This is a genomic window from Vibrio sp. Isolate24, from assembly GCF_022398215.1.
Lineage (GTDB): Bacteria > Pseudomonadota > Gammaproteobacteria > Enterobacterales > Vibrionaceae > Vibrio > Vibrio coralliilyticus_A.
In genome coordinates this window covers 1124654-1146879 of the sequence record NZ_JAKEUU010000001.1, presented here as the reverse complement: position 1 = coordinate 1146879, position 22226 = coordinate 1124654, and the positions used below count along the sequence as shown (strand labels likewise).

Sequence of the window (22226 nt, the reverse complement as noted above, 5' to 3'; positions counted from 1 at the left end):
AATTTGAACAAGGGCTCTCGGTAGAGAGCCCTTGTATATTTATTTACCAACGAAACCTACAACAACCGTGTCGCCTTCCAAACTCCGAGAGAAAACATAGGCTGAATTGTTGCCAATTTCTTTGTGTACACCTGCTCCTATTGCAGGATGGGATTGACGGAACTGGCCTAACGTTTGCCATTGCTTGAGAAGTTGTTGGCGCTCTTTACTTAGCTCCCACAGCATGTCAGAGCGAGTGCCTTGATGGAAGTCATCAGCATAGGGGCCTAAATCTCTTCCCACTTCATCACCGTAGTAAACCTGAACAGCGCCGGGGCTAAGTAATAAAGCGTTGGCGGCGTTACGCTGCATCTCAAACGAGTTGAAGCGACTGAAAAACAGTTCTGTGTCGTGTGAAGACATGTAGCTGACAGGGGTAAAATCTGGCGTTTCTTGCATTGAATCGGCGTAGTTTTGATAGGTCTCCTGCATTTGGCTCAGGCAAGCGGCACCTTTGTCGAGCTTCTTCTGCATATCAAAGTTGATTAGCGCATCGAAACCTTGGTCAGCATAAGGAGAGCGGTAAGCAGAATGACCCCAGACTTCACCCATCATCCAGAAAGGTTGTCCGATCTGATTATTATCGGCACGCCATTGATCAAGGCTCTTTGTGGCCTCGTTTTTCAACCGTTTCCACACATCTCCTTCAACGTGTTTAACGGTATCAACTCGAAAACCATCAATACCAAATCGTTTGACCCAGTCGGCTTGCCACTCGATGAGATAGTCGGATACAGTGTAGCTTTCGCGTATTTGAACGCGGGTTCCTGGATTGTTGAGTAACCATTCTGGTGGCGTTACGTGCTGCTCAGACTCGGTCAAAAAATCAGGTAAGCCGGCCAGTGTCATTGTGATGTCGCTTGAGCCGGGTTTGCTGTAGCCTGGCAGACCTGCACGAACCCAGTCTTTACCCCACCACTGATGCCAGTTAGAACTCGTATAATCAACGGAATCATTAAAGCTATGCCAGTTCTGCCCTGATTTGGGTTCCCAGTCTTGCCATTTATCGGGCATATTTTCGGTGTTAACAACGTTTATATTGTCGAACTGTAAGTCTGCCAGTGTTGAGTAACCTGAATGATTGACCACGGCGTCAAGGAAGATACGCATACCGCGTTTGTGCGCCTCTGTGACCAGCTGCTTTAGATCTTCTTCATTACCAAAGTTTTGGTCAATTTTAGTGAAATCACGAGTCCAGTAACCGTGGTAGCTATAGAATGGAAAACTGCCTTTCTCTCCACCACCGACAAAGCCGTGGACTTGCTCTACGATAGGAGAAAGCCAGATCACGTCAGTGCCAAGGCTTTGAATATAATCGAGCTTTTCGGTTAGCCCTTTAAGATCCCCTCCATGAAAGGTGCCTATCTCTTGTTTGCCATCTTTCTTTCGGCCATAGCTGTGGTCATTGGATGTATCTCCGTTGTTGAATCGATCCACCATGGCGAAATAGATATTGGCGTTTCGATAGTCGAATTGCGCGGAGGAGGCGCTGGCGTCGGCCTGTTCAAGTAGAACAAGTCCACCACTGTTCGGGGAGGGCTTTAATCTGACTTGGTCGTTTTGCACAGTAACAAGTTGATTTGAAAATGCTTCTCTTAATTGAGTACCATCAGTGAAGATGCCACCTAAAGAAAGTGTCACCTCTCCACCTTTGTATTGCTCGCAAACAACATCGGGGATAGGGCGGGTAAACTTCTTGGCTGCCACTTTCTTAGTTTCTCGAGCTATCGTGATCGTGTGTTGGCCCTCATCGTAGGCAAATGAGTAGTCACCACTGAAGCGAATTTTGACCGATAATTCAGTGTTGCTACTGCAATTGAGGCTCAGTGGTTTACGAAACTTAACTTTCTGTTCTGCTACTGATGGGCACGTACCATCGATCCCCGATATATTAACTTGATAAGTTTCTTTTTTGAGTGGCAGGACCAATGGATCCGATGCGCTTAAAGGGAAATCCCGACTTGTGGTGGTGGTTGAAATGGTGAGAGTCGGCGCGGCTATACTTGCTGAACTGATTAGGGCAGTCAGCACAGCAAGAGATACATGTGTTTGCTTCACGTTCATTCCTTGATTGTTTTTTAAACAAGGTTAAACCGATTACTTTAAGCTGACATCATTCCCCTAATCTACGCCCCTAAATTTGCTCAAAATCACAGCAGTCATCCTTTATGTTATACGAATGACAGTTTCAGCGTTGTGCCTTTATCTGGAGGTTTAAAAATTGCACCATGGCAGATTCATCCAGGTAGCCATCGGCTTTCTTGTGACCTCGTAGATATTGATAGCCTGCAATGACATGGCGGTGTTGTTCGTGGTCTTTTGGCTCAAAGCCATGGACGTGTCGATAGGCCATTATATAGGCGTCCATGTCGACCACTTCAGCTTGTCTATATAGATACCCGCAGCCAGTAGCCAGCCATTCAAGTGAACAGTTGGCTTTCATGGCTATCTGATTAGCTTTCGACAAACTCGGTTCACTCCCGTTGAGGTATTTGCGAATCAGGGCTTCTGAAAGTTCTACTCGGCGAGCAAAACCAGAAACCGACTCCTCACCAATCAATTGTTTTAGCCGTTCGGAGAAACTCAATTTTTCGTACTCTGGTTCGAATTTGTTGTCAGTATACGTTGAGCATTGAATTAAACAAGAATACTGTAAAGGCAGTTTTTATTAGGAGGTAAGTGATGGTGTTTAAAGTCACAATTGCGCCGCAAGGCCCAGAGTTTTCTCAACTGGTTCAGGGTTACTGGCGCCTTGCTGAATGGGGTATGACGCCTCAGCAAAGATTGTCGTTTCTCAAGCAGCATATTGAGCTAGGTGTTACAACAGTCGACCATGCTGATATCTACGGCAATTATGAATGTGAAGCGCTGTTTGGTGAAGCGTTAAAGTTGGATCCTGCCGTCCGTGATGAGATAGAGATCGTTACTAAGTGCGATATTAAGACCTGTAATGACAAATTTCCTCAGCGCAAGGTGAACCACTATGACACCAGTGCGGGGCATATTTATGAATCTGTGAACAATTCGCTTGCACGTCTGAACATCGAGCAAATTGATGTCTTGCTTATCCATAGACCTGATGTACTGATGGATGCGGATGAAGTGGCTGATGCGTTTAATGAATTACACAAAGTGGGCAAAGTGAAGCACTTTGGCGTGTCTAACTTCACGCCAAGTCAGTTTGATCTTCTACAATCTCGTGTGGCCAAACCGCTGGTTACTAACCAGGTTGAAATCAATCCATTGAATTTTGAAGTTGCCCATGATGGTACGTTAGATCAGCTTCAAATGAAGCGCGTGCGACCAATGGCGTGGTCTTGTTTAGGTGGAGGAAGCATCTTTACAGGTGCAACCGAGCAGGCACAACGTGTGCGTGATGAGCTAGAAGCAATTCGATGTGAAGTAGGTGCGCAGAGTATTGATCAAGTCATCTACGCATGGGTAAATAGACTGCCATCACGACCTCTGCCTATAATTGGTTCAGGAAAAATTGAACGCGTGAAAAGCGCAGTTGAAGCGATAGACATTGAAATTACTCGTGAGCAATGGTATCGCGTCTGGGTAGCCTCTAAAGGTCATGGTGTGCCATAGACTGCGATTTTACATGAGAAAGTGTCGACTTAGCTGTCATGTAATCAATTAAGAACATCGAGAGCTGAGTGTCCGCTTCTTAAAGGCCTGACAAATCCGATATTAGGAAACTAATATCGGATTTTTATATTTCTTATCAGTCTATTCGTCACTACTTTTCACTTACGAAACATTTTTCATGGCCTTGACTCACTAATAACCTAAGTTTTTAGTGGTTATTCTCACATGTGAGATTGGTGTTTTAACTAATGAGTTAACTGTTTAATATCATGATCTTAGTTAATGCAACGAAGTCAATTAACCTGTCTATACTTACTCTAATAACGAGCAACGGTCATATTATGGAAATAAGCACTGGAATCACGTACAAATTTTGATATTTTTGTCGCCAATACGCTTGTTGAATATTATTAAAATTCTTAATTGTTGTTGACTTGCTTAGTCAGATTGAGGGGATAAGTATGGAAGTCGAAATTGTACGCCAGGCTCGCATCGTTGAAGAGGTAAGTGGTGATGTTATTGCCGTGAAGCCAGATGGTGCTGCGAGAAAAGTCATTCAAGGCGAGACTATCCAGTCGAATGAAATTATGATCACCGCTCGTAATGCCTCCGTGGTGTTGAGTGCTAGTGGCATTCCTTCAATTGTTGACGAAAATAGCATTTCCTTAGAATTAGAGAATGTAGATGGAAACGCTTGGCATTCTGCGCAAGTTAACGGTGACATTGGATTTGATTTTACCCAGATTGGCGACGGTGCTTTAAGTGAAGATGACATCGCAGCGATCCAAGGCGCCATTTTAGAAGGTGCTGACCCGACTCAAATTCTAGAAGCAACTGCTGCCGGCGCAGGTGGTGCTGGTTCTGCTAATGGCGGCTTTGTGACCATCGAATACAATGGCACCGAAGTGTTAGCAAGCACTTTCTTCGAAACATCAGCGCAAGCACAAGACGATGCAGAAGAGACAGAAGATGAGCTAAGAACGTTAGTATTTGCTGCTGGTGGTGAAAGCATTTCAGAAACGCTTGTTGAGGGCTCTCTATCAGCAGGTACTTACCCCCAGTCAGAAACAGCAACCGTCACCGTCTTTGCTGGTGACCTTCCTTTAGATGCCGATAGTTTTGTCCCTGAACCTGCTTCACTCGCTAGCTTATTGGCCGAACTCAATTCTGATATCACATCTTCAGGCGAAGCCGTTACGTTTACTTATGATTCGGCCGAAAACGCTATTATCGGTGTCAACGCTCAAGGTGAAGTGTTGCGTATTGATATTGATACGACTCTGGTCGGCAAAGATGTCAGCCTTGAGCTGACCACAACAGTAAGCCAGCCTATTGATCATGTAGATTCTGTTGGTGGTGGACAAGTTGCAATCAGCGATGATCAGATTTCAGTCAGCTTTGATATCACAGGTGCTGATTCAGGTGGTAACGCTATTCGAGCTCCTATCGATGCTCAGGTTTCAATTGGCGATGGCGTTAATCCAACACCTAAAGCGACGAATGTTCAGAACGTCGAATCTGATTCAACGTTAATCCAAGGCGAATTAGTTGAAATTGGCAGTGATGCACTGGCCTCAGTAACGTTTGACAGTTCTGCACTTCAGCAGTTTGATGGCTTACTCAGTGACAATCAATCTACAACGGCAACGCTGTCAGATGACGGGACAACAATAACATTAACGGCTGATGGTTCAGGAGATACTGTACTTACGGTTAGCGTTGATACGCAGGGGCAGTATGAGTACCAGCAGTTTAAGCCTTTGGAACACAATGGCTCTGATACGATTTCTCTTTCGCTGCCTACCACTATCGTAGATTACGACCAGGATACGGTAACCAATGACCTTAATATTGAGATTACTGACGGCGACAACCCTGTTATTACTAATGTTGATGGGTTGAGTCTTGATGAATCAGGTGTTGCTGGTGGTTCGCAAGTGGGGACTGCTGTGGTTTCGGGTAGTGGTTCTATTACAGCCACCCCAGGCAGTGATATCATCGATCACTTTGAGCTGGAACCAAGCGAATTTAATACTGACGGCTCACTGACTTCACAGGGGCAGCAGATTACCCTTGAGCTAACGGATAATGAGAACGGTGTTCGAACGTATGAAGGTGTGATTGAGCTCAACGGCAGCCGTGTCACAGTGTTCGAAATTAAGGTGGATTCACCTGCGCAAGGTGATTATGAGTTCACGTTGTTTGAACAGCTTGATCATTTAGGTGTGAACGATGAGTCATTGACGATTGAGCTCCCAGTTTACGCGGTTGATGCGGATGGTGACCGTTCTGAATTAGCGGGCGGTACGGGTTCCGAGGAAGCAGGCAAGATTCTCATCCAAGTGAAAGACGATGCACCGACGATTAGTGGTGCTGACGCTTTGTCTCTTGACGAAGATGATCTCGCTTCAGGTTCCTCACCAGACGCGGCTTCTTTGACGGCAAACGGTCAGTTTACTGTAACTGAAGGTGCAGATACGGTAGTTGAATACCGACTCGATACGAACTCTAATCCAGTAGCGGGTTTGAAGTCCGATGGCTTGGCGGTATCACTGAGTGAAACCTATGACAGCGCAACTAATACCTATACCTATACCGCTTCAACGTCTGCTCAGGATGTATTTGTCCTGACGATAAAAGGAGATGGCACCTACTCATTTGAGTTGAAAGGACCGATTGATCATGCTGAGAATGCTGATGATCAAGCATTGAATTTCTCGGTTATTGCCAAAGATAATGATGGTGATACTACTGCCCAAAATATTTCTGTCAATATTGTCGATGACGCTCCTTCGATAAGCCATGCTGAGGCGTTAATCCTCAATGAGAATGACTTAGCCAGTGGCACTAGCCCAGACGCAACACGTGTTAGCCAAGACGGAGACTTCACCACGCTTGAAGGGGCGGATAAGGTAGTGAGCTACAAGCTTGACCTGACCACCAACCCGATTGATGGCCTGACTTCTCAGGGCAAAGCGGTGACGCTCTCTGAATCCATCGATGCCGATGGGGTGGCGACCTACACGGCTTCCAGTGTGGATGGCGACGTGTTTGTACTGACGCTGCGCCCTGATGGCAGCTACACCTTTGAGCTGAAAGGTCCGATTGACCATGACGCTAACAGTGATAGTGAACGTCTTGATTTCACGGTGGTGGCGACCGACACCGATGGCGACACTGACCGCATTACCCTGCCGGTGACGATTGGCGATGATAGCCCGAACATCGCCTCGGCGGAGGCGTTAATCCTCAATGAGAATGACTTAGCCAGTGGCACTAGCCCGGACACGACACGCGTGAGCCAAGACGGAGACTTCACCACGCTTGAAGGGGCGGATAAGGTAGTGAGCTACCAGCTTGACCTGACCAGCAACCCGATTGATGGCCTGACGTCTCAGGGCAAAGCGGTGACGCTCTCTGAATCCATCGATGCCGATGGTGTGGCGACCTACACGGCTTCCAGCACTGATGGCGACGTGTTTGTACTGACGTTGCGCCCTGATGGCAGTTACACCTTTGAGCTGAAGGGTCCGATTGATCATGACGCTAACAGCGACAGTGAACGCTTTGATTTCACGGTGGTGGCGACCGACACCGATGGCGACACTGACCGCATTACCCTGCCGGTGACGATTGGCGATGATAGCCCGAACATCGCATCGGCTGAGGCGTTAATCCTCAATGAGAATGACTTAGCCAGTGGCACTAGCCCGGACGCGACACGCGTGAGCCAAGACGGAGACTTCACCACGCTTGAAGGTGCGGATAAGGTCGTGAGCTACCAGCTTGACATGACCAGCAACCCGATTGATGGCCTGACTTCTCAGGGCAAAGCGGTGACGCTCTCTGAGTCCATCGATGCGAATGGTGTGGCGACGTACACGGCTTCCAGCACTGATGGCGACGTGTTTGTACTGACGCTGCGCCCTGATGGTAGCTACACCTTTGAGCTGAAAGGTCCGATTGACCATGGCGCCAACAGCGACAGTGAACGCCTTGATTTCACGGTGGTGGTGACTGACACCGATGGTGACACTGACCGCATTACGCTGCCTGTGACGATTGGCGACGATAGCCCGAACATCGCATCGGCTGAGGCGTTAATCCTCAATGAGAATGACTTAGCCAGTGGCACTAGCCCGGACGCGACACGCGTGAGCCAAGACGGAGACTTCACCACGCTTGAAGGGGCGGATAAGGTCGTGAGCTACCAGCTTGATCTGACCAGCAACCCGATTGATGGCCTGACTTCTCAGGGCAAAGCGGTGACGCTCTCTGAGTCCATCGATGCCGATGGTGTGGCGACGTACACGGCTTCCAGCGTGGATGGCGATGTGTTTGTACTGACGTTACGTCCTGATGGCAGTTACACCTTTGAGCTAAAAGGTCCGGTTGACCATGACGCTAACAGCGACAGTGAGCGCCTTGATTTCACCGTGGTGGCGACCGACACCGATGGTGACACTGACCGTATTACGCTGCCTGTGACGATTGGTGACGATAGCCCGAACATCGCCTCGGCCGAGGCGTTAATCCTCAATGAGAATGACTTAGCCAGTGGCACCAGCCCAGACGCGACACGCGTGAGCCAAGACGGAGATTTCACCACGCTTGAAGGGGCGGATAAGGTCGTGAGCTACCAGCTTGATCTGACCACTAACCCGATTGATGGCCTGACGTCTCAGGGCAAAGCGGTGACGCTCTCTGAGTCCATCGATGCTGATGGTGTGGCGACGTACACGGCTTCCAGCGTGGATGGCGATGTGTTTGTACTGACGTTACGTCCTGATGCCAGTTACACCTTTGAGCTAAAAGGTCCGGTTGACCATGACGCTAACAGCGACAGTGAGCGCCTTGATTTCACCGTGGTGGCGACCGACACCGATGGTGACACTGACCGTATTACGCTGCCTGTGACGATTGGCGACGATAGCCCGAACATCGCATCGGCTGAGGCGTTAATCCTCAATGAGAATGACTTAGCCAGTGGCACCAGCCCGGACGCGACACGCGTGAGCAAAGACGGGGATTTCACCACGCTTGAAGGGGCGGATAAGGTCGTGAGCTACCAGCTTGACCTGACCACCAACCCGATTGATGGCCTGACGTCTCAGGGCAAAGCGGTGACGCTCTCTGAGTCCATCGATGCCGATGGTGTGGCGACCTACACAGCTTCCAGCACTGATGGTGACGTGTTTGTGCTGACGTTACGTCCTGATGGCAGCTACACCTTTGAGCTAAAAGGTCCGGTTGACCATGACGCTAACAGTGATAGTGAGCGCCTTGATTTCACCGTGGTGGCGACCGACACCGATGGTGACACTGACCGCATTACGCTGCCTGTGACGATTGGTGACGATAGCCCGAATATCGCATCGGCAGAGGCGTTAATCCTCAATGAGAATGACTTAGCCAGTGGCACCAGCCCAGACGCGACACGCGTGAGCAAAGATGGAGACTTCACCACGCTTGAAGGGGCGGATAAGGTCGTGAGCTACGAGCTTGACCTGACCACTAACCCGATTGATGGTCTGACGTCTCAGGGCAAAGCGGTGACGCTCTCTGAGTCCATCGATGCTGATGGTGTGGCGACGTACACGGCTTCAAGCACTGATGGCGATGTGTTTGTACTGACGTTGCGTCCTGATGGCAGCTACACCTTTGAGCTGAAAGGTCCGATTGACCATGACGCTAACAGCGACAGTGAACGCCTTGATTTCACAGTGGTGGCGACCGATACCGATGGCGACACTGACCGCATTACCCTGCCAGTTACGATTAGTGATGACAGCCCGACAATTCGCTCTATTGACCCATCCAGCACGTTTGTCGTTGATGAAGATGACACGGCAGCAGGCTCTGATTCGTCTGGTGCAGTCGCCGTTGCGACAGGTAGTTTTGCCACCTCACAAGGGGCTGATGGTGTTGTTGCCTATGAGTTGGTGAATATAGCTGATACACAAAATGGTCTAACGTCTAATGGGCAAGCCGTTACGATTTCTGAGGTGAATGGCATTGCCGGCGCGACCACTTATCAAGGTATGGCTGGCGGTCAAGTGATCTTCACTTTAGTGCTGTCTGACAACGGTGATTATACTTACACCCAATTCAAAGCTTTGGACCATGCACAAAACAGCGATACGTTGACCATTCCGTTTGATGTGGTTGCGATCGATAAAGACAACGACACCTCACCTGCTGTCCGCCTGCCAATTGAAGTCATTGATGATCAACCTGTACTAACGGGGACGACAGGGGAAACATCTGTCGACGAAGATGACCTAGCGGGTATCGGCTCGGATCGCTCAGAAGACACCACGATTAATGGTAACTTCGTTATTGCTGAAGGCGCTGACAGTGTCGTGGAATATGAGTTAACTAACGCAGATGATACGTTAGATGGATTGTCTGCTGACGGCGAAGCGCTTGAGTGGGCTGCTGTCCAAACCAGTGGTACGACGTTCACTTATACAGCAATGACTGAAAATGGTCATGAGCCAGTATTTAGAATTGTTTTTGATACATCAGACAACAGCTATCAATTTGAATTACTTAAACCTCTTGATCATCCAGACGGTGCGGGTGAAAACAGCGTCCAAATAGACTTTACAATCAAAGCGACAGATTTTGATGGAGATGAGTCCGCTGAGATTACTCTACCTGTTACCGTCGTCGATGATGTTCCATTGTTGACTGACCACTCGATTTCTAGAGTTGAAGGCAGTGGTTTCAAGAGAGTGAATATGTTTGAAGCCTCCACTGATAAAGGGGCTGATGACGCTGCTATTACGATGATTGAAGGGACTACAGATGGTACTTCGGTGATTAAATTTGGCGGTGAAAATGGTACCTATGTCGATAGTGTCGATATTCAGTCTGGCAATCAAACGATCAAAGTTTACGAAGAATACGATACTGGTAGCGGAACAAGAGATATCCGCGAACTGGGTGAGTTGAGAGTCAACTCTAATGGTGACATCCGTTTCAAAGCGTACGATAACCTAGAACATGACGGTGATACGTTTGATTTTAGTATTGACGTGACTGCGACGGATGGAGACAAAGATATCTCAACGGCGCAATTGGATCTGACCATCGTCGATAGGAAAGCGTCAGCAATCGCTCTCAAAGTGACGACTTTCGAAGAGTCGGGTCGTGATCCGTCGATTGACTACGATCCAAATAATCCAAATACCCTTGATACTGCTAACGTTCAGGATAACCAGAGCGGTATTACGGGTCTTGACTCCCCAACACAGATTTTGCTTCAAGCGAATTTGTATGATGCGGATAACAACGAATCTATCGGTGGCATGACGATCAAGGCGGGAGATCACCACGGTACTTTCTACTACTTTGATGGCAGCCAATACGTCGAACTTGAGCCAAACAATGGAGGTAAAATCTACATTGATGGCTCTTTGATTGATCAGACATCGAGTGTGAACAGTGATGGCGATCAAATCACCACGATCACTAACCTGTATTTTGTACCGGACAGAAACTACTCGACCGATGAATCAGGTATCCAGATCAAGTACCAGCTTGAAATTGACAACGATGGTACGTTGGATCATAAGCTGAATTCGAGCTTCAGAATTGAAGTGGAAAGTGTTGCCGATATTGCCACCTGGGATGATGCTAATAGCACTTACGAGTACACGTTAACAGAAGATGGCGCTCATCAGACGCTCAACTTGAGTGCAGTGACACAAGATACCAGCAATCCAGAGACGATTACGTACCGTCTTGAGGTGACTCAAGGTCAAGGCGAGTTTGAGTTACTGGATGCGTCAGGAAACCTTATTTCAGAGTCTTCGTCAGGTGTGTATCTGATAAGCTCTGATGACATCAACAGTGTTCAGTTAAATCCGAGGGATAACTTCTCTGGTGCGATTAAGTTTGACGCGAAAGCATTAACTGAAGAAGACTCCAATGCTGTCTCGGGTAAAGAAATCGCAGAATCTGTGGTGCAAGAGCTGGTATTTAATGTTACACCGCAAGCCGATGAAAGTAGTTTCTCCGTTAATCGTATTGCCATTTTTGAGGATAATGCAGCGAGTCAAAATACGGTCGATCCTGACACGGATCATGAGCCGTTGACACTCGACAAAGTCATTACGCTCAACTCGACTGCCGATATTGATACTCCGGGAGATACGTCTGAAGTACTCTACGTTCGTCTGTCTGATTTTACTGACGAAAATGGTCAGCCGCTGGCTGGCTTTGAAGTGCGTTGGGTGAGTTCCGGTGATCCGCTACCATTGATTACTGATGGTAGTGGTAGCTACTATGAGATTGCACAATCTGACTTAGACAAGGTCGAGATTCAGCCACCGCTGCATTCCAACGAGGACTTCACCTTTGAGGCAACGGGTGTGGTGAAAGATACCGCAACACTTGGTGATGGCTCTCAGGTCACCGATGTGACTGAAATGAGTGCTGGTAAAACAGTCCATGTATCTGTCAAAGGTGTTGCTGATATTCCTTATCTTCCCGATGTTCCTGATGTGCCTGACACAGGTGCTGAACTTGATACTTGGTACAGCTATACAGACGGCAATGGTAATGCAGGTGCTCAGGTTGTTATTAACGAAAACTCAAGTATTGAGTTGAGTTTTGCTGTCTTATCGGGTGAAGAAAAAGATGGTGTCAATGATAACTCTGAATCGATCACTGTGCTGCTTTCAGATATCCCCGATGGCGTGCAATTGTACGACAGCAATGGCGGTGTTATTGATTTGGTATACGCAGGTAGTGACGCTAACGGTCCTATTTATCAGGCCAATATTACTCAAGAGCAATACAGTTCAGGTATTACGGTTGAACCGCCAAAACATTCGACCGAAGACATCAATATCACGACGAAAGTTATCGTTACGGAGAACGATGGCCACATCAGAGAAGTGGATGGCAGCATTCTGGTTAAAGTTGTGCCTGTGATTGATGCTGGTGGGAGTGATGATGCTTACAGCAGGACTTCTACAGGTAACGAAGACAGCTTTATCGTCGTCCCTTGGAATCTGCAAAATGCAGAGAATCCTGACAGAGCACCAGATACCAATGATCGTGATTATGAGTTCGTCTCATCCATTACTATTTCAGGTTTCCCTGAAGATGTTGAGATTACGATTGATGGCGTTCCAGTAGCTAACTACACAGGCGGCACCGCGATGTATGATGACGTCAGCAATACGTTGACGATCACAGGACTGGATGAAAACTCCAGCCAACCTGTCGTTCGGGTTAAGCCGCCAGAAGACTCTAGCGTTGATATGGACTTACAGACCAAATTGATTGTCGAAGAGCATGATGCTGATAATAATGGCGACAGTGTTGCCACGAAAGAAGTGACTGGTTCACTCACCGTTGTTGTTAGGCCAATTGTTGAGAGTGATGGTGATCTTCAGGTCAAATCGAATAATGCTGTTGTGACCACGATTGACGATACAGATAATGATGGCCGCATAGACTTCACTATCAACGATCAGAATGGTGATGCGAATGTTATTGCCTTTGAAGACTTTGATCCGAGCTCGGACGAACTAGTCAAAGAAGTGGTGGTGCGTTTTGTCGGCATTTCAGGCGATGATTTGGATCAGCTGTTTGTTACAGGCGCGGTGAATAATGGTGACGGCTCTTGGACAGTCACTGACGAAGAAAACTTCAGTATCGTTGCGCCTGATGGCCTTAATTACACCGATAGTAATGGATTACCGAGCAGTACCTTGACCGTTGAGTTTGTCGCTCAGGTTTACGATAAGGGTGATGAAAACGAAAGTGGTTCGGTTAGTGAAAAATCAACTACGATAGATTTGACTTTCCCAAGTAGTGTTGTTGGCCAAAACAGTGAAGCAGCTGTGATTGAGCAAATAACAACTCCAGACGCCATTATCACGGGAGTCGAAGACAACTACATTGACCTTAGTAGTCAAATAAGCAATGTTGTCCAAATTGGTGTCGATGGTAGCAATGTGAGCACTGCTGATAGTGTGGCGGACCAGTTCACTATCGTGATTGACCCAAGCGACATTCCGGCAGAAGTAAGTGGTCTTAAGGTCATCGGGGCTGAGTACGACTTTGCTAATAACCTTTATCTGTTTGAAGCAACCATCAACCCTGACGGCAGTATTTCTATTCCTGATGGCCTAAAATTAGAACTGCCTGAAGATTATGCAGGTGACTTCAATCTGCCGATTACCTTTGTCACCACGGATAAAGCATCAGGTGATGAGAATCGCGTCGAACTAAATATCCCTGTCGCTGTGACACCGGTAGCTGATATAGCGCCGGGAGCGGGCGAGCAGGGTCAGCCTCTCGACAGCGATGTCACTCCTGAAATAAGCTTGAGTGCGACTTCAGTGGAAAAAGGCACGGGTACTCAGTTGGACGCTAATGCACTGGAAGATAATCTTATCAAGTTAGATCTTGATATTGATTTGGCAGATGTTCGCAACGATAGTCACCAAGGCCAAGAAACGCTGACGAGAGTTGAAATCACGTTACCTGATTCTAGCTTGGGTTATTTTGCTGATGTAAATGGTGACCCGATTCAGCCAGACAGCAGTGTGTTTGTCGTTGATTCTAACGATCCTGCGGTCATTCAGGCGGCATTGGATGGTTTGTACTTTGTGCCTAAAGAAAATTATCCGACGGACAGCAGTGGTAATTCAATCTCCTTTACTGTGAAAGGTACGGTGGTCGACCAAACCACTTTTGATACCACAGGTACGACGCAAGTTTCCAATACGAGTAGTGAGCGCACCTTCACGCAGAACGTGGACATTGATATCACGCCGGTCCTAGATCCTGTCACTATGCCAACCGCAGCGGACAATATCGTTGTGGTTGGCGATGAAGATACCGACATTTCGCTCACTTCAGGTGGTTCTGGATTGTCGATCGCCTTGAATGACACGGATGGCTCAGAGCAATTCCTTTCAGCCAAGTTAACGGGTGTGCCTGATGACTTTATAGTAACCAGTACTTCGTCTGACTTTGTAGTGAAGAACAGTGGTGGTGGTGAATGGGTTATTCAATTGACTGACCCGAGCGTTACAGAAATTGATCTGTCAGCGATTGCGATTCGCCCAGCAGAGCACTTCAGTGGCACCGCCGATATTGGCATTACCGTGTTTACTCAAGAGCAACTGTTACAAGAGCCGACTGCACATCAAGGGCAATTCAGCATTGATGTTACCCCTGTTGGCGATGTGGTAGATATTGACCCAACAAGCCGTGTGACTGGTAATGAAGGTGAGAACATCGACATTGCTATCAACGCGAGTATCGTTGATAAAACCGATCTGTTGCCGGGTGATTCTGCTCAGGATCAGCCAGAGACATTGTTGATTACTGTTGAGCAAGTACCGGACGGTGCGACGATTTACTATCCTGATGGTGTGACACCTGCTACCAATTTAGGTAATGGTAAATGGGAGCTACGTGTCGATGCTCAGGAAGTCGACAAGATTGTGTTTAATTCCGGGGATCACAACAAAGGAACTTGGAATCAAGATAGCCTGAAAATTACCGTCCAGTCGGTGGATAAAGATGCAGATGGCGATGAATATCTTGGCCCGACAACGAATCAGGTCTTTGATGTCGCCGTTGATGTTGAAGCGGTGAATGACCGTCCAGAGTTCAACAATATTGCTGATACCCAGACCGCAGAAGATACGGTAGTGGCGATTAAAGGCTTCACGGTGTCTGATGTGGATTCTAGCCTTGATGAGCCTGATGCAGTATACACCTTGACTTTAAATGTGGACAGCGGCGAGCTATTCCAAGACACCACGATAGCAGCTAACAATGGGCTGACCGTTTTGGTGGATACATCAGGTCAGACTGTGACGATTACGGGTAAAGTTGCTGACATCAATACGGCTCTTGCTCAAGACCTTGTCACATTCAAGCCGGATGAAAACAGCAATGATTTGATCGACACTGATGGCGTTAAAGTGACGGCCCACATCGACGATCAAGGTAACGTGGGTACGGTGGACGCTTCTAATCCAGATACCTCAAACACCAACGAAACGTCATTTGTGATTCATGTCTCTGAAGTAAATGATGAGCCTCAAGCTGGTGATCTTGACCTAGGGGATATTCTTGAAGAAGGCAGTATTCAGATTACCGCTGCGCAACTGATTGCCGCTAGCAACGACATTGATGGTGATGATTTGGTGGTTAAGTCCATCTCTGTCCCTGCAGAGCAAGGTACACTGACTCTTAACCCTGATGGTGTTTCTTGGACGTTTACGGCAGCAGATAATTTCAATGGTGATGTGTCCATCAGCTATACCATAGAGGACAATGGTACAACGAACGGGGTCAATGACTTCCTTCAAGATACAGGTACGGTTTCATTGTCTGTGATAGGGGTAAATGATAAGCCTGAGATTGATGTGGACGACATTACGACCATCATCAATGAGTCTTCGGGTCAGTTGATCAGTGGAATCTCCGTTAGTGATGCAGACTATGTCGACGCATTTGCTGATGATGCTATGACAGTCACGCTCACGGTCGATTTTGGACAGCTGAATGTAACCATACCTACGGGTTCTTCAATCACAGCAACTCCGTCGTCGGGCAGTTCAATTACATTGACGGGAACCATTGGAGAACTGAATGCATTGCTGGATTCTCCATCTGCTGGCACTGGAGTAACCTTTGATGCGACGCACGCGCCATCTGACAGTGTGATGCTTACCATTACTGCGACGGATTCGGGTAACCCTTCAGGTATGGTGATGTCTGAGACAACGCAAAAACCGATCACGATTACGCCTGTTGCCAACGCGCCAACTCTATCGATTGCGCCAGATAACAATTATGTGAAGAATATTAATGCCAGCCTAACAGCAAGCAACAACGGCATCGCTCTACTGGGGATCGTTGCGGCACTCACGGATGTGCATGAAGTTCTATCTATGGAGTTGTCGGGGCTTCCTGCTGGATCAACGGTGGAAACATCGTCAGGAACACTGGTTCCAGTGGACGGTAAAGTTGTCGTGCCAGCAGATGATATTGATAGCGTCTCTATTGTTGGTGCTCAAGAAGGGTCACATACCATTCAATTGACTGCGGTGTCGACTGAAACGGATAGCTCTTCGGCTGAATCAGCACCTATTGATATCAACCTTAACGTGACCAATGATGTCTCCGATATTGATGTTTCTTCCTCTAGCCAAGATAACCAGCTATTGGGAAGTGACGAAGGTATCGAGTTGCAGACCGGTTCCGGTGACGATCGAATCGAAGGAGGCACTGGCAATGATACTTTGATTGGTGGTGCTGGCGATGACACCTTACTGGGTGGTGCTGGTGACGACATTCTTGATGGTGGTTTAGGTTCAGACATCCTGATAGGCGGTACTGGTGAAGATATCTTTATTTGGCATGAAATTGATGATGGTACGACGGACACTATTACCGATTTCAGTATCGCTGAAGGAGATCAGATTGACCTGCGTGAAGTGTTACCTGAACTGAAACAAGCTAATGTGGATATGGATACTTTATTGTCCCATTTGGATGCTAAGTTAGTTGATGGAGATGATATTGAACTTAAAGTGCACCCTGATGGCAATGGAAATGGCGAGCAAACCATTCTGGTCGAGGATTTAGGTCAACAAATTGACTTCAACAGCATGGATTCATCGCAAATTATATCGACCTTGCTTGAGCAGCATATTATCGTCCACGATCAGTAATTCTGGATAGAAAAGCGCCCTCAACCTCGTTCAGGCTAGGTTGAGGGCGCTTTGTTTTATTTCATACTCTTAGCCTATAATAACCTGACCTAGCACGTATCCTAGGCAGCATGCACCAATCACACCTATCAAGCCGACCGACATAAATGAGTGGTTGAAATACCACTTACCGATTTTGGTTGTACCGGAAGTATCAAAGTTCACCGTGGCAATATCTGAAGGGTAATTCGGGATGAAGAAATAGCCGTAAACGGCAGGCATCAAACCAATCAATAGGGCAGGATCTAAGCCGAGCCCCAGACCAACAGGGAGCATCATACGAGCTGTTGCTGCTTGCGAATTGACCACAACAGAGACGATGAATAAAGCCAAGGCGAAAGTCCAAGGGTAGTTTGTCACCATTTCAACGATACCAGAGCGAAACTGCGGCATGGCATATTGAAAATAAGTGTCGGACATCCATGCAATACCAAAGATGGCAATCGCTGCGACCATACCTGACTTAAATACCACGCCGTTGGGAACATCGCGGGGGTCAGTTTTGGTCGCCAATAAGATCACACCACCGAAACACAACATCATCATTTGAATGATGACCGACATCTTAATCGGCTTATCCCCTTCAACGACGGTGCGAATTTCCGGCACCATCGCGATGATCACAATAGTGATAATCGAGGCAAGGAAAATGAGTACTGCATTACGCGCGGATGCCGGTAAGACTTCGTCGAGAGAAGTTGCAGTGGTACTTTCGATACGTTTTTTCCACTCAGGATCTTTGAGCCTCGCTTGATACTCAGGATCTTCGCTTAACTCTTTACCACGTTTAAGACTGTATAGAGACATCAAAAGCGTGCCAAATAGCGTTGCGGGTACCGTAACCATCAGGATTGAAACTAAAGTGATATCGTGTTGAATATCGGCAAGCTGAGCGAGGTAATAGACTACTGCAGCAGATATTGGTGACGCAGTGATCGCTATCTGTGAAGCGACTGAAGAGGCTGCCATTGGCCGTTCAGGACGAATACCATTTTTCAGTGCTACATCGCCGATAATAGGCATGATGGAATACACAGCATGACCTGTCCCCAAAAGAAACGTCATGGAATAAGTGACGAATGGAGCAATGAGTGTGACGCGTTTAGGATTCTTGCGCAGAAGCCGCTCAGCCACTTGCAACATATATTTCAGTCCTCCAGCCGCTTCTAAGATAGATGCACAAGTGACAACGGCGAGAATGATCAGCATGACGGTGACTGGCGGTGATGTCGGTGGCATCTTAAATATGAAGACTTCAATCACCAAACCAATTCCTGAAACGACACCTAAACCGATACCGCCGTAGCGAGAACCGATATAGAGCATAAGTAACAGGAAAAGAAACTCAAAATACAACATAGAGCAATTCCTTAAATATATTGTGGATAAAGACATTGTCAGAAGCTAACGAATAAATTTCTTCGTTGGTTGTCACACAATACGGATGAGTAAAAATGGAAAGTGCTTTCTAAGATACTGCTCACAGAGATATCAATACAACTTACTGACTCTTAACAATAGTTTCACACTATTGGAACCTAAATGGGCGGTGGGTTTAGGATGTTTATCTTTTAAACGGAAGGCGTAGGTTTACCAGCTTGCAGTCATTCAATGTGCAATGACTTTCAATGGTTGTTTGAATAATTACTCAAACTTTATTCGGCAAATTATTTTATATACTCAAAATTGAGACAACTTCGCCAACACCAATGAGATACCCTATAGCCGATTTATGGTTTGCACGAAACCTATATAAATTTGGTAAGTAATTATGGAAAGTATGCCTTCTATCCTTATTGTTTGTATGGGTAATATTTGCCGTTCGCCACTCGCTGAGGTTGTTCTGAAAACAAAAGCAGACCAGCGAGGCCTAGCACTGGATATTGCTAGTGCTGGAACCCTCCGGGATCAGGTCGGGAATTCACCAGATAGGCACGTTCAAACGCTGGCGAGTCAGCATGGTTATAACCTAAGTGGTTTGACGGCAACTCAGGTTAAGGAAGAAGATTTTTCCAATTATGACATGGTCTTAGCGGCAGATAGAGCCAATTTGGCCTCTCTACATGACCTATGTCCTAGAGAGCACAGGAGTAAGCTGGCTTTGTTCCTCTCTTACTCGGACATTGAAGAAAAGGAAATCCCTGATCCTTATCAAGGTAGTCGTGCACGTCATCAAAAAGCGTTTGAACTAATTGAGAAAGGCAGTGACGGGGTGCTTAATTTTATAACGTCAATACAAGCGTAAGCTTTGTTGAAAGTGTATTAGAAGTGAGACGCTCCGAGGCAGTGTTTATTCGTTGAAACAGAGTCTTTCTTACCAAAAAGACTGACTTCTTATTTTTTATTTATTTTTGTTTATTTCTTGCCGAGCTTAGATTCGGTCGGATAGCTATTGATTGAAATTTATCGATGACGATAAATGATGCTTGGCTTAATTCAGGGAACAAGTGTTGTGAAAAAGGTTTTAATTACGTTTGGTACTCGACCAGAAGCGATCAAAATGGCGCCTTTGGTTCACCAAATGAAAGGTGACGCTCGATTCGAAACCAAAGTATGTGTGACGGGTCAGCACAGAGAAATGCTGCATCAGGTGTTAGAGCTCTTTCGTGTCGAGCCTGATTATGATCTCGATATTATGGAACCGGGTCAGACACTGACGACGGTAACAACCAAGATCTTAACTGGCATGGAACGAGTACTTAGTGAATTTAAACCTGATGTTGTTTTGGTTCACGGTGACACGGCAACAACCTTAGGCGCAACGCTAGCCTCGTATTATCAGCAAATTCAGGTTGGCCATGTTGAAGCGGGCCTTCGTACAGGAAATATATACTCTCCTTGGCCTGAAGAAGGCAATCGAAAACTCACAGGCTGTTTGACAAATTTCCATTTTGCCCCAACCAAAACTTCGCGACAAAACCTTGTAGACGAGAATGTGGCTGACACGGATATTCACGTGACAGGGAATACGGTTATTGATGCTTTGTTTATGATCCGCGATAAGATTGAAAACGATTCGGATCTCAGAACCACGCTAGACAGCGTATTTCCAATGCTGGAAGCAGACAAGAAGCTGATTTTGGTAACAGGTCACAGGCGAGAAAGCTTTGGTGGCGGGTTCGAACGTATTTGTCAGGCACTGTCCGACACGGCTAAACGTCACCCAGAGTGCCAAATTTTGTATCCTGTGCATCTTAATCCTAACGTTCAAGAGCCTGTCAATCGCCTGCTTAAGAACATTCCAAACATTCATTTAGTTGAGCCTCAACAGTATCTCCCGTTTGTCTATCTGATGAATAAAGCTCACATCATTTTGACAGATTCAGGCGGCATACAAGAAGAAGCCCCATCTCTTGGTAAACCTGTTTTAGTGATGCGAGATACCACAGAAAGGCCAGAAGCTGTCGAGGCGGGAACCGTCAAACTGGTCGGTACAGACAGTGGTCTAATTTGCCGTGAATTAACTCAGCTTTTGACGGATAAGACCGCATACGAATCTATGAGTCAAGCTCATAATCCGTATGGTGATGGCCTAGCTTGCCAAAGAATTGCAGATATTTTAGCGCTTTAAAGATTAAGGAACACAAGATGTTTAACAAGGTTTCAGTTGTAGGTTTAGGCTATATCGGTTTGCCAACGGCTGCGGTGATTGCTTCTCGCGGAATTGAAGTGATCGGTATTGATGTCAACCAGCATGCTGTAGATACCATCAATAAAGGTGAAATCCACATTGTAGAGCCAGATCTTGATATCGTGGTTCGTAGTGCGGTAATGACAGGCAAGCTTAAGGCGACAACCGTTCCTGAAGCGGCGGATGCATTTATGGTCGCGGTACCTACACCGTTTAAAGGTGACAACCACGAGCCTGATCTTAGCTATATTGAGAGTGCAGCAAAGGCAATTGCCCCGGTATTAGAGAAAGGCAACTTAGTGGTTTTAGAAAGTACGTCTCCAGTCGGTGCAACAGAAAAAATGGCTGGATGGCTTGCAGAAGCGAGACCTGATCTGACGTTTCCACAGCAAAATGGTGATGCGGCAGATATTAAAGTAGCGCATTGTCCTGAGCGAGTATTACCGGGTTACGTTCTTCAGGAACTGGTCAGTAACGATCGTGTGATTGGCGGTATGAGCGACGCTTGTAACAAACGTGCAGTTGAACTTTATCAGACTTTTGTGCGCGGTGAATGCATTCTCACGAATTCTCGCACGGCGGAAATGGCAAAACTGACTGAAAACTCATTCCGTGACGTAAACATCGCTTTCGCCAACGAACTCTCTCTCATTTGTGAAAAGCTTAAGATCAATGTTTGGGAATTGATCAAGCTATCTAACCGGCACCCTCGTGTCAACATCCTTAATCCAGGCCCAGGTGTTGGTGGACACTGTATCGCTGTTGACCCATGGTTCATCGTGAACAGTTGCCCAGATGAAGCAAAAGTGATTGCAATGGCTCGTGAAGTTAACGATGGCAAGCCTCATTGGGTGATTGATCAGGTTAAACAAGCTGCGGATGAATTTAAAAAGCCAGTGATTGCATGTTTAGGTTTGGCGTTTAAAGCCGACATTGATGATCTTCGAGAAAGCCCAGCACTGGACATTACAACAAAGCTTGCCAATGAAAATGTGGGGCAGGTGATCGCTGTCGAGCCTAACATCTCTTCGCTGCCTGAAAATCTGGTTAAAGCGGGGGTTGAATTTATGGATCTAGAGCGTGCTCTTGAAGTAGCGAATGTGGTTGTTGTCCTTGTCGATCATAAGCAGTTTAAAGCCGCAGACAAACTCGCTTTCAGCAAGAAAGTGGTCATTGATACAAGAGGTGTTCTGGCGTGACCTATTTCA

The 22226-nt window shown here is 46.9% G+C and carries 8 protein-coding genes; 5 read left to right on the top strand and 3 right to left on the bottom strand.

Annotated elements, in window-relative coordinates:
* Positions 1 to 39 precede the first annotated feature (39 nt).
* Entirely contained in the window at positions 40 to 2103 is a 2064-nt protein-coding gene (locus L1D23_RS04970) for an alpha-amylase (protein ID WP_239864587.1), read from the bottom strand.
* 124 nt (positions 2104 to 2227) lie between these two features.
* Positions 2228 to 2626, bottom strand: a complete 399-nt coding sequence (locus L1D23_RS04965; RefSeq protein WP_029236130.1) for a helix-turn-helix transcriptional regulator — start codon at positions 2624 to 2626, stop codon at positions 2228 to 2230.
* Between the two features lie 95 nt (positions 2627 to 2721).
* Between L1D23_RS04965 and L1D23_RS04960 the strand changes: the two genes are divergently transcribed.
* Positions 2722 to 3630: an aldo/keto reductase family oxidoreductase gene (locus L1D23_RS04960; RefSeq protein WP_239864585.1), complete on the top strand. Its 909-nt coding sequence runs from the start codon at positions 2722 to 2724 to the stop codon at positions 3628 to 3630.
* A gap of 461 nt (positions 3631 to 4091) precedes the next feature.
* A complete protein-coding gene (locus tag L1D23_RS04955; RefSeq protein WP_275667205.1) occupies positions 4092 to 17348 on the top strand; it encodes a retention module-containing protein in 13257 nt (4418 codons plus the stop codon).
* A 69-nt stretch (positions 17349 to 17417) separates the two neighbouring features.
* Here L1D23_RS04955 and L1D23_RS04940 read toward each other — a convergent pair whose 3' ends face one another.
* Positions 17418 to 18746 carry an anaerobic C4-dicarboxylate transporter gene (locus L1D23_RS04940; protein ID WP_239864583.1) on the bottom strand — a complete coding sequence of 443 codons (1329 nt, stop codon included), beginning with the start codon at positions 18744 to 18746 and terminating at the stop codon, positions 17418 to 17420.
* A gap of 412 nt (positions 18747 to 19158) precedes the next feature.
* Between L1D23_RS04940 and L1D23_RS04935 the strand changes: the two genes are divergently transcribed.
* The 3 genes from L1D23_RS04935 (at position 19159) to vpsB (ending at position 22217) form a co-directional block, all read left to right on the top strand.
* Complete coding sequence (locus L1D23_RS04935) at positions 19159 to 19632, top strand: low molecular weight protein-tyrosine-phosphatase (RefSeq protein ID WP_239864581.1); 474 nt, start codon at positions 19159 to 19161, stop codon at positions 19630 to 19632.
* 207 nt (positions 19633 to 19839) lie between these two features.
* Positions 19840 to 20958, top strand: coding sequence for a UDP-N-acetylglucosamine 2-epimerase (non-hydrolyzing) (wecB, locus tag L1D23_RS04930; RefSeq protein ID WP_239864579.1), 1119 nt, complete (start codon positions 19840 to 19842; stop codon positions 20956 to 20958).
* Between the two features lie 17 nt (positions 20959 to 20975).
* Complete coding sequence (gene vpsB / locus L1D23_RS04925; protein ID WP_239864577.1) at positions 20976 to 22217, top strand: UDP-N-acetyl-D-mannosamine dehydrogenase VpsB; 1242 nt, start codon at positions 20976 to 20978, stop codon at positions 22215 to 22217.
* Positions 22218 to 22226 lie beyond the last annotated feature (9 nt).

Coding starts and splice junctions, on each gene's coding strand:
- L1D23_RS04970 (WP_239864587.1), bottom strand. CDS start 2,103: ATGAACGTGAAGCAAACACATGTATCTCTTGCTGTGCTGACTGCCCTA.
- L1D23_RS04960 (WP_239864585.1), top strand. CDS start 2,722: ATGGTGTTTAAAGTCACAATTGCGCCGCAAGGCCCAGAGTTTTCTCAA.
- L1D23_RS04955 (WP_275667205.1), top strand. CDS start 4,092: ATGGAAGTCGAAATTGTACGCCAGGCTCGCATCGTTGAAGAGGTAAGT.
- L1D23_RS04940 (WP_239864583.1), bottom strand. CDS start 18,746: ATGTTGTATTTTGAGTTTCTTTTCCTGTTACTTATGCTCTATATCGGT.
- L1D23_RS04935 (WP_239864581.1), top strand. CDS start 19,159: ATGGAAAGTATGCCTTCTATCCTTATTGTTTGTATGGGTAATATTTGC.
- vpsB (WP_239864577.1), top strand. CDS start 20,976: ATGTTTAACAAGGTTTCAGTTGTAGGTTTAGGCTATATCGGTTTGCCA.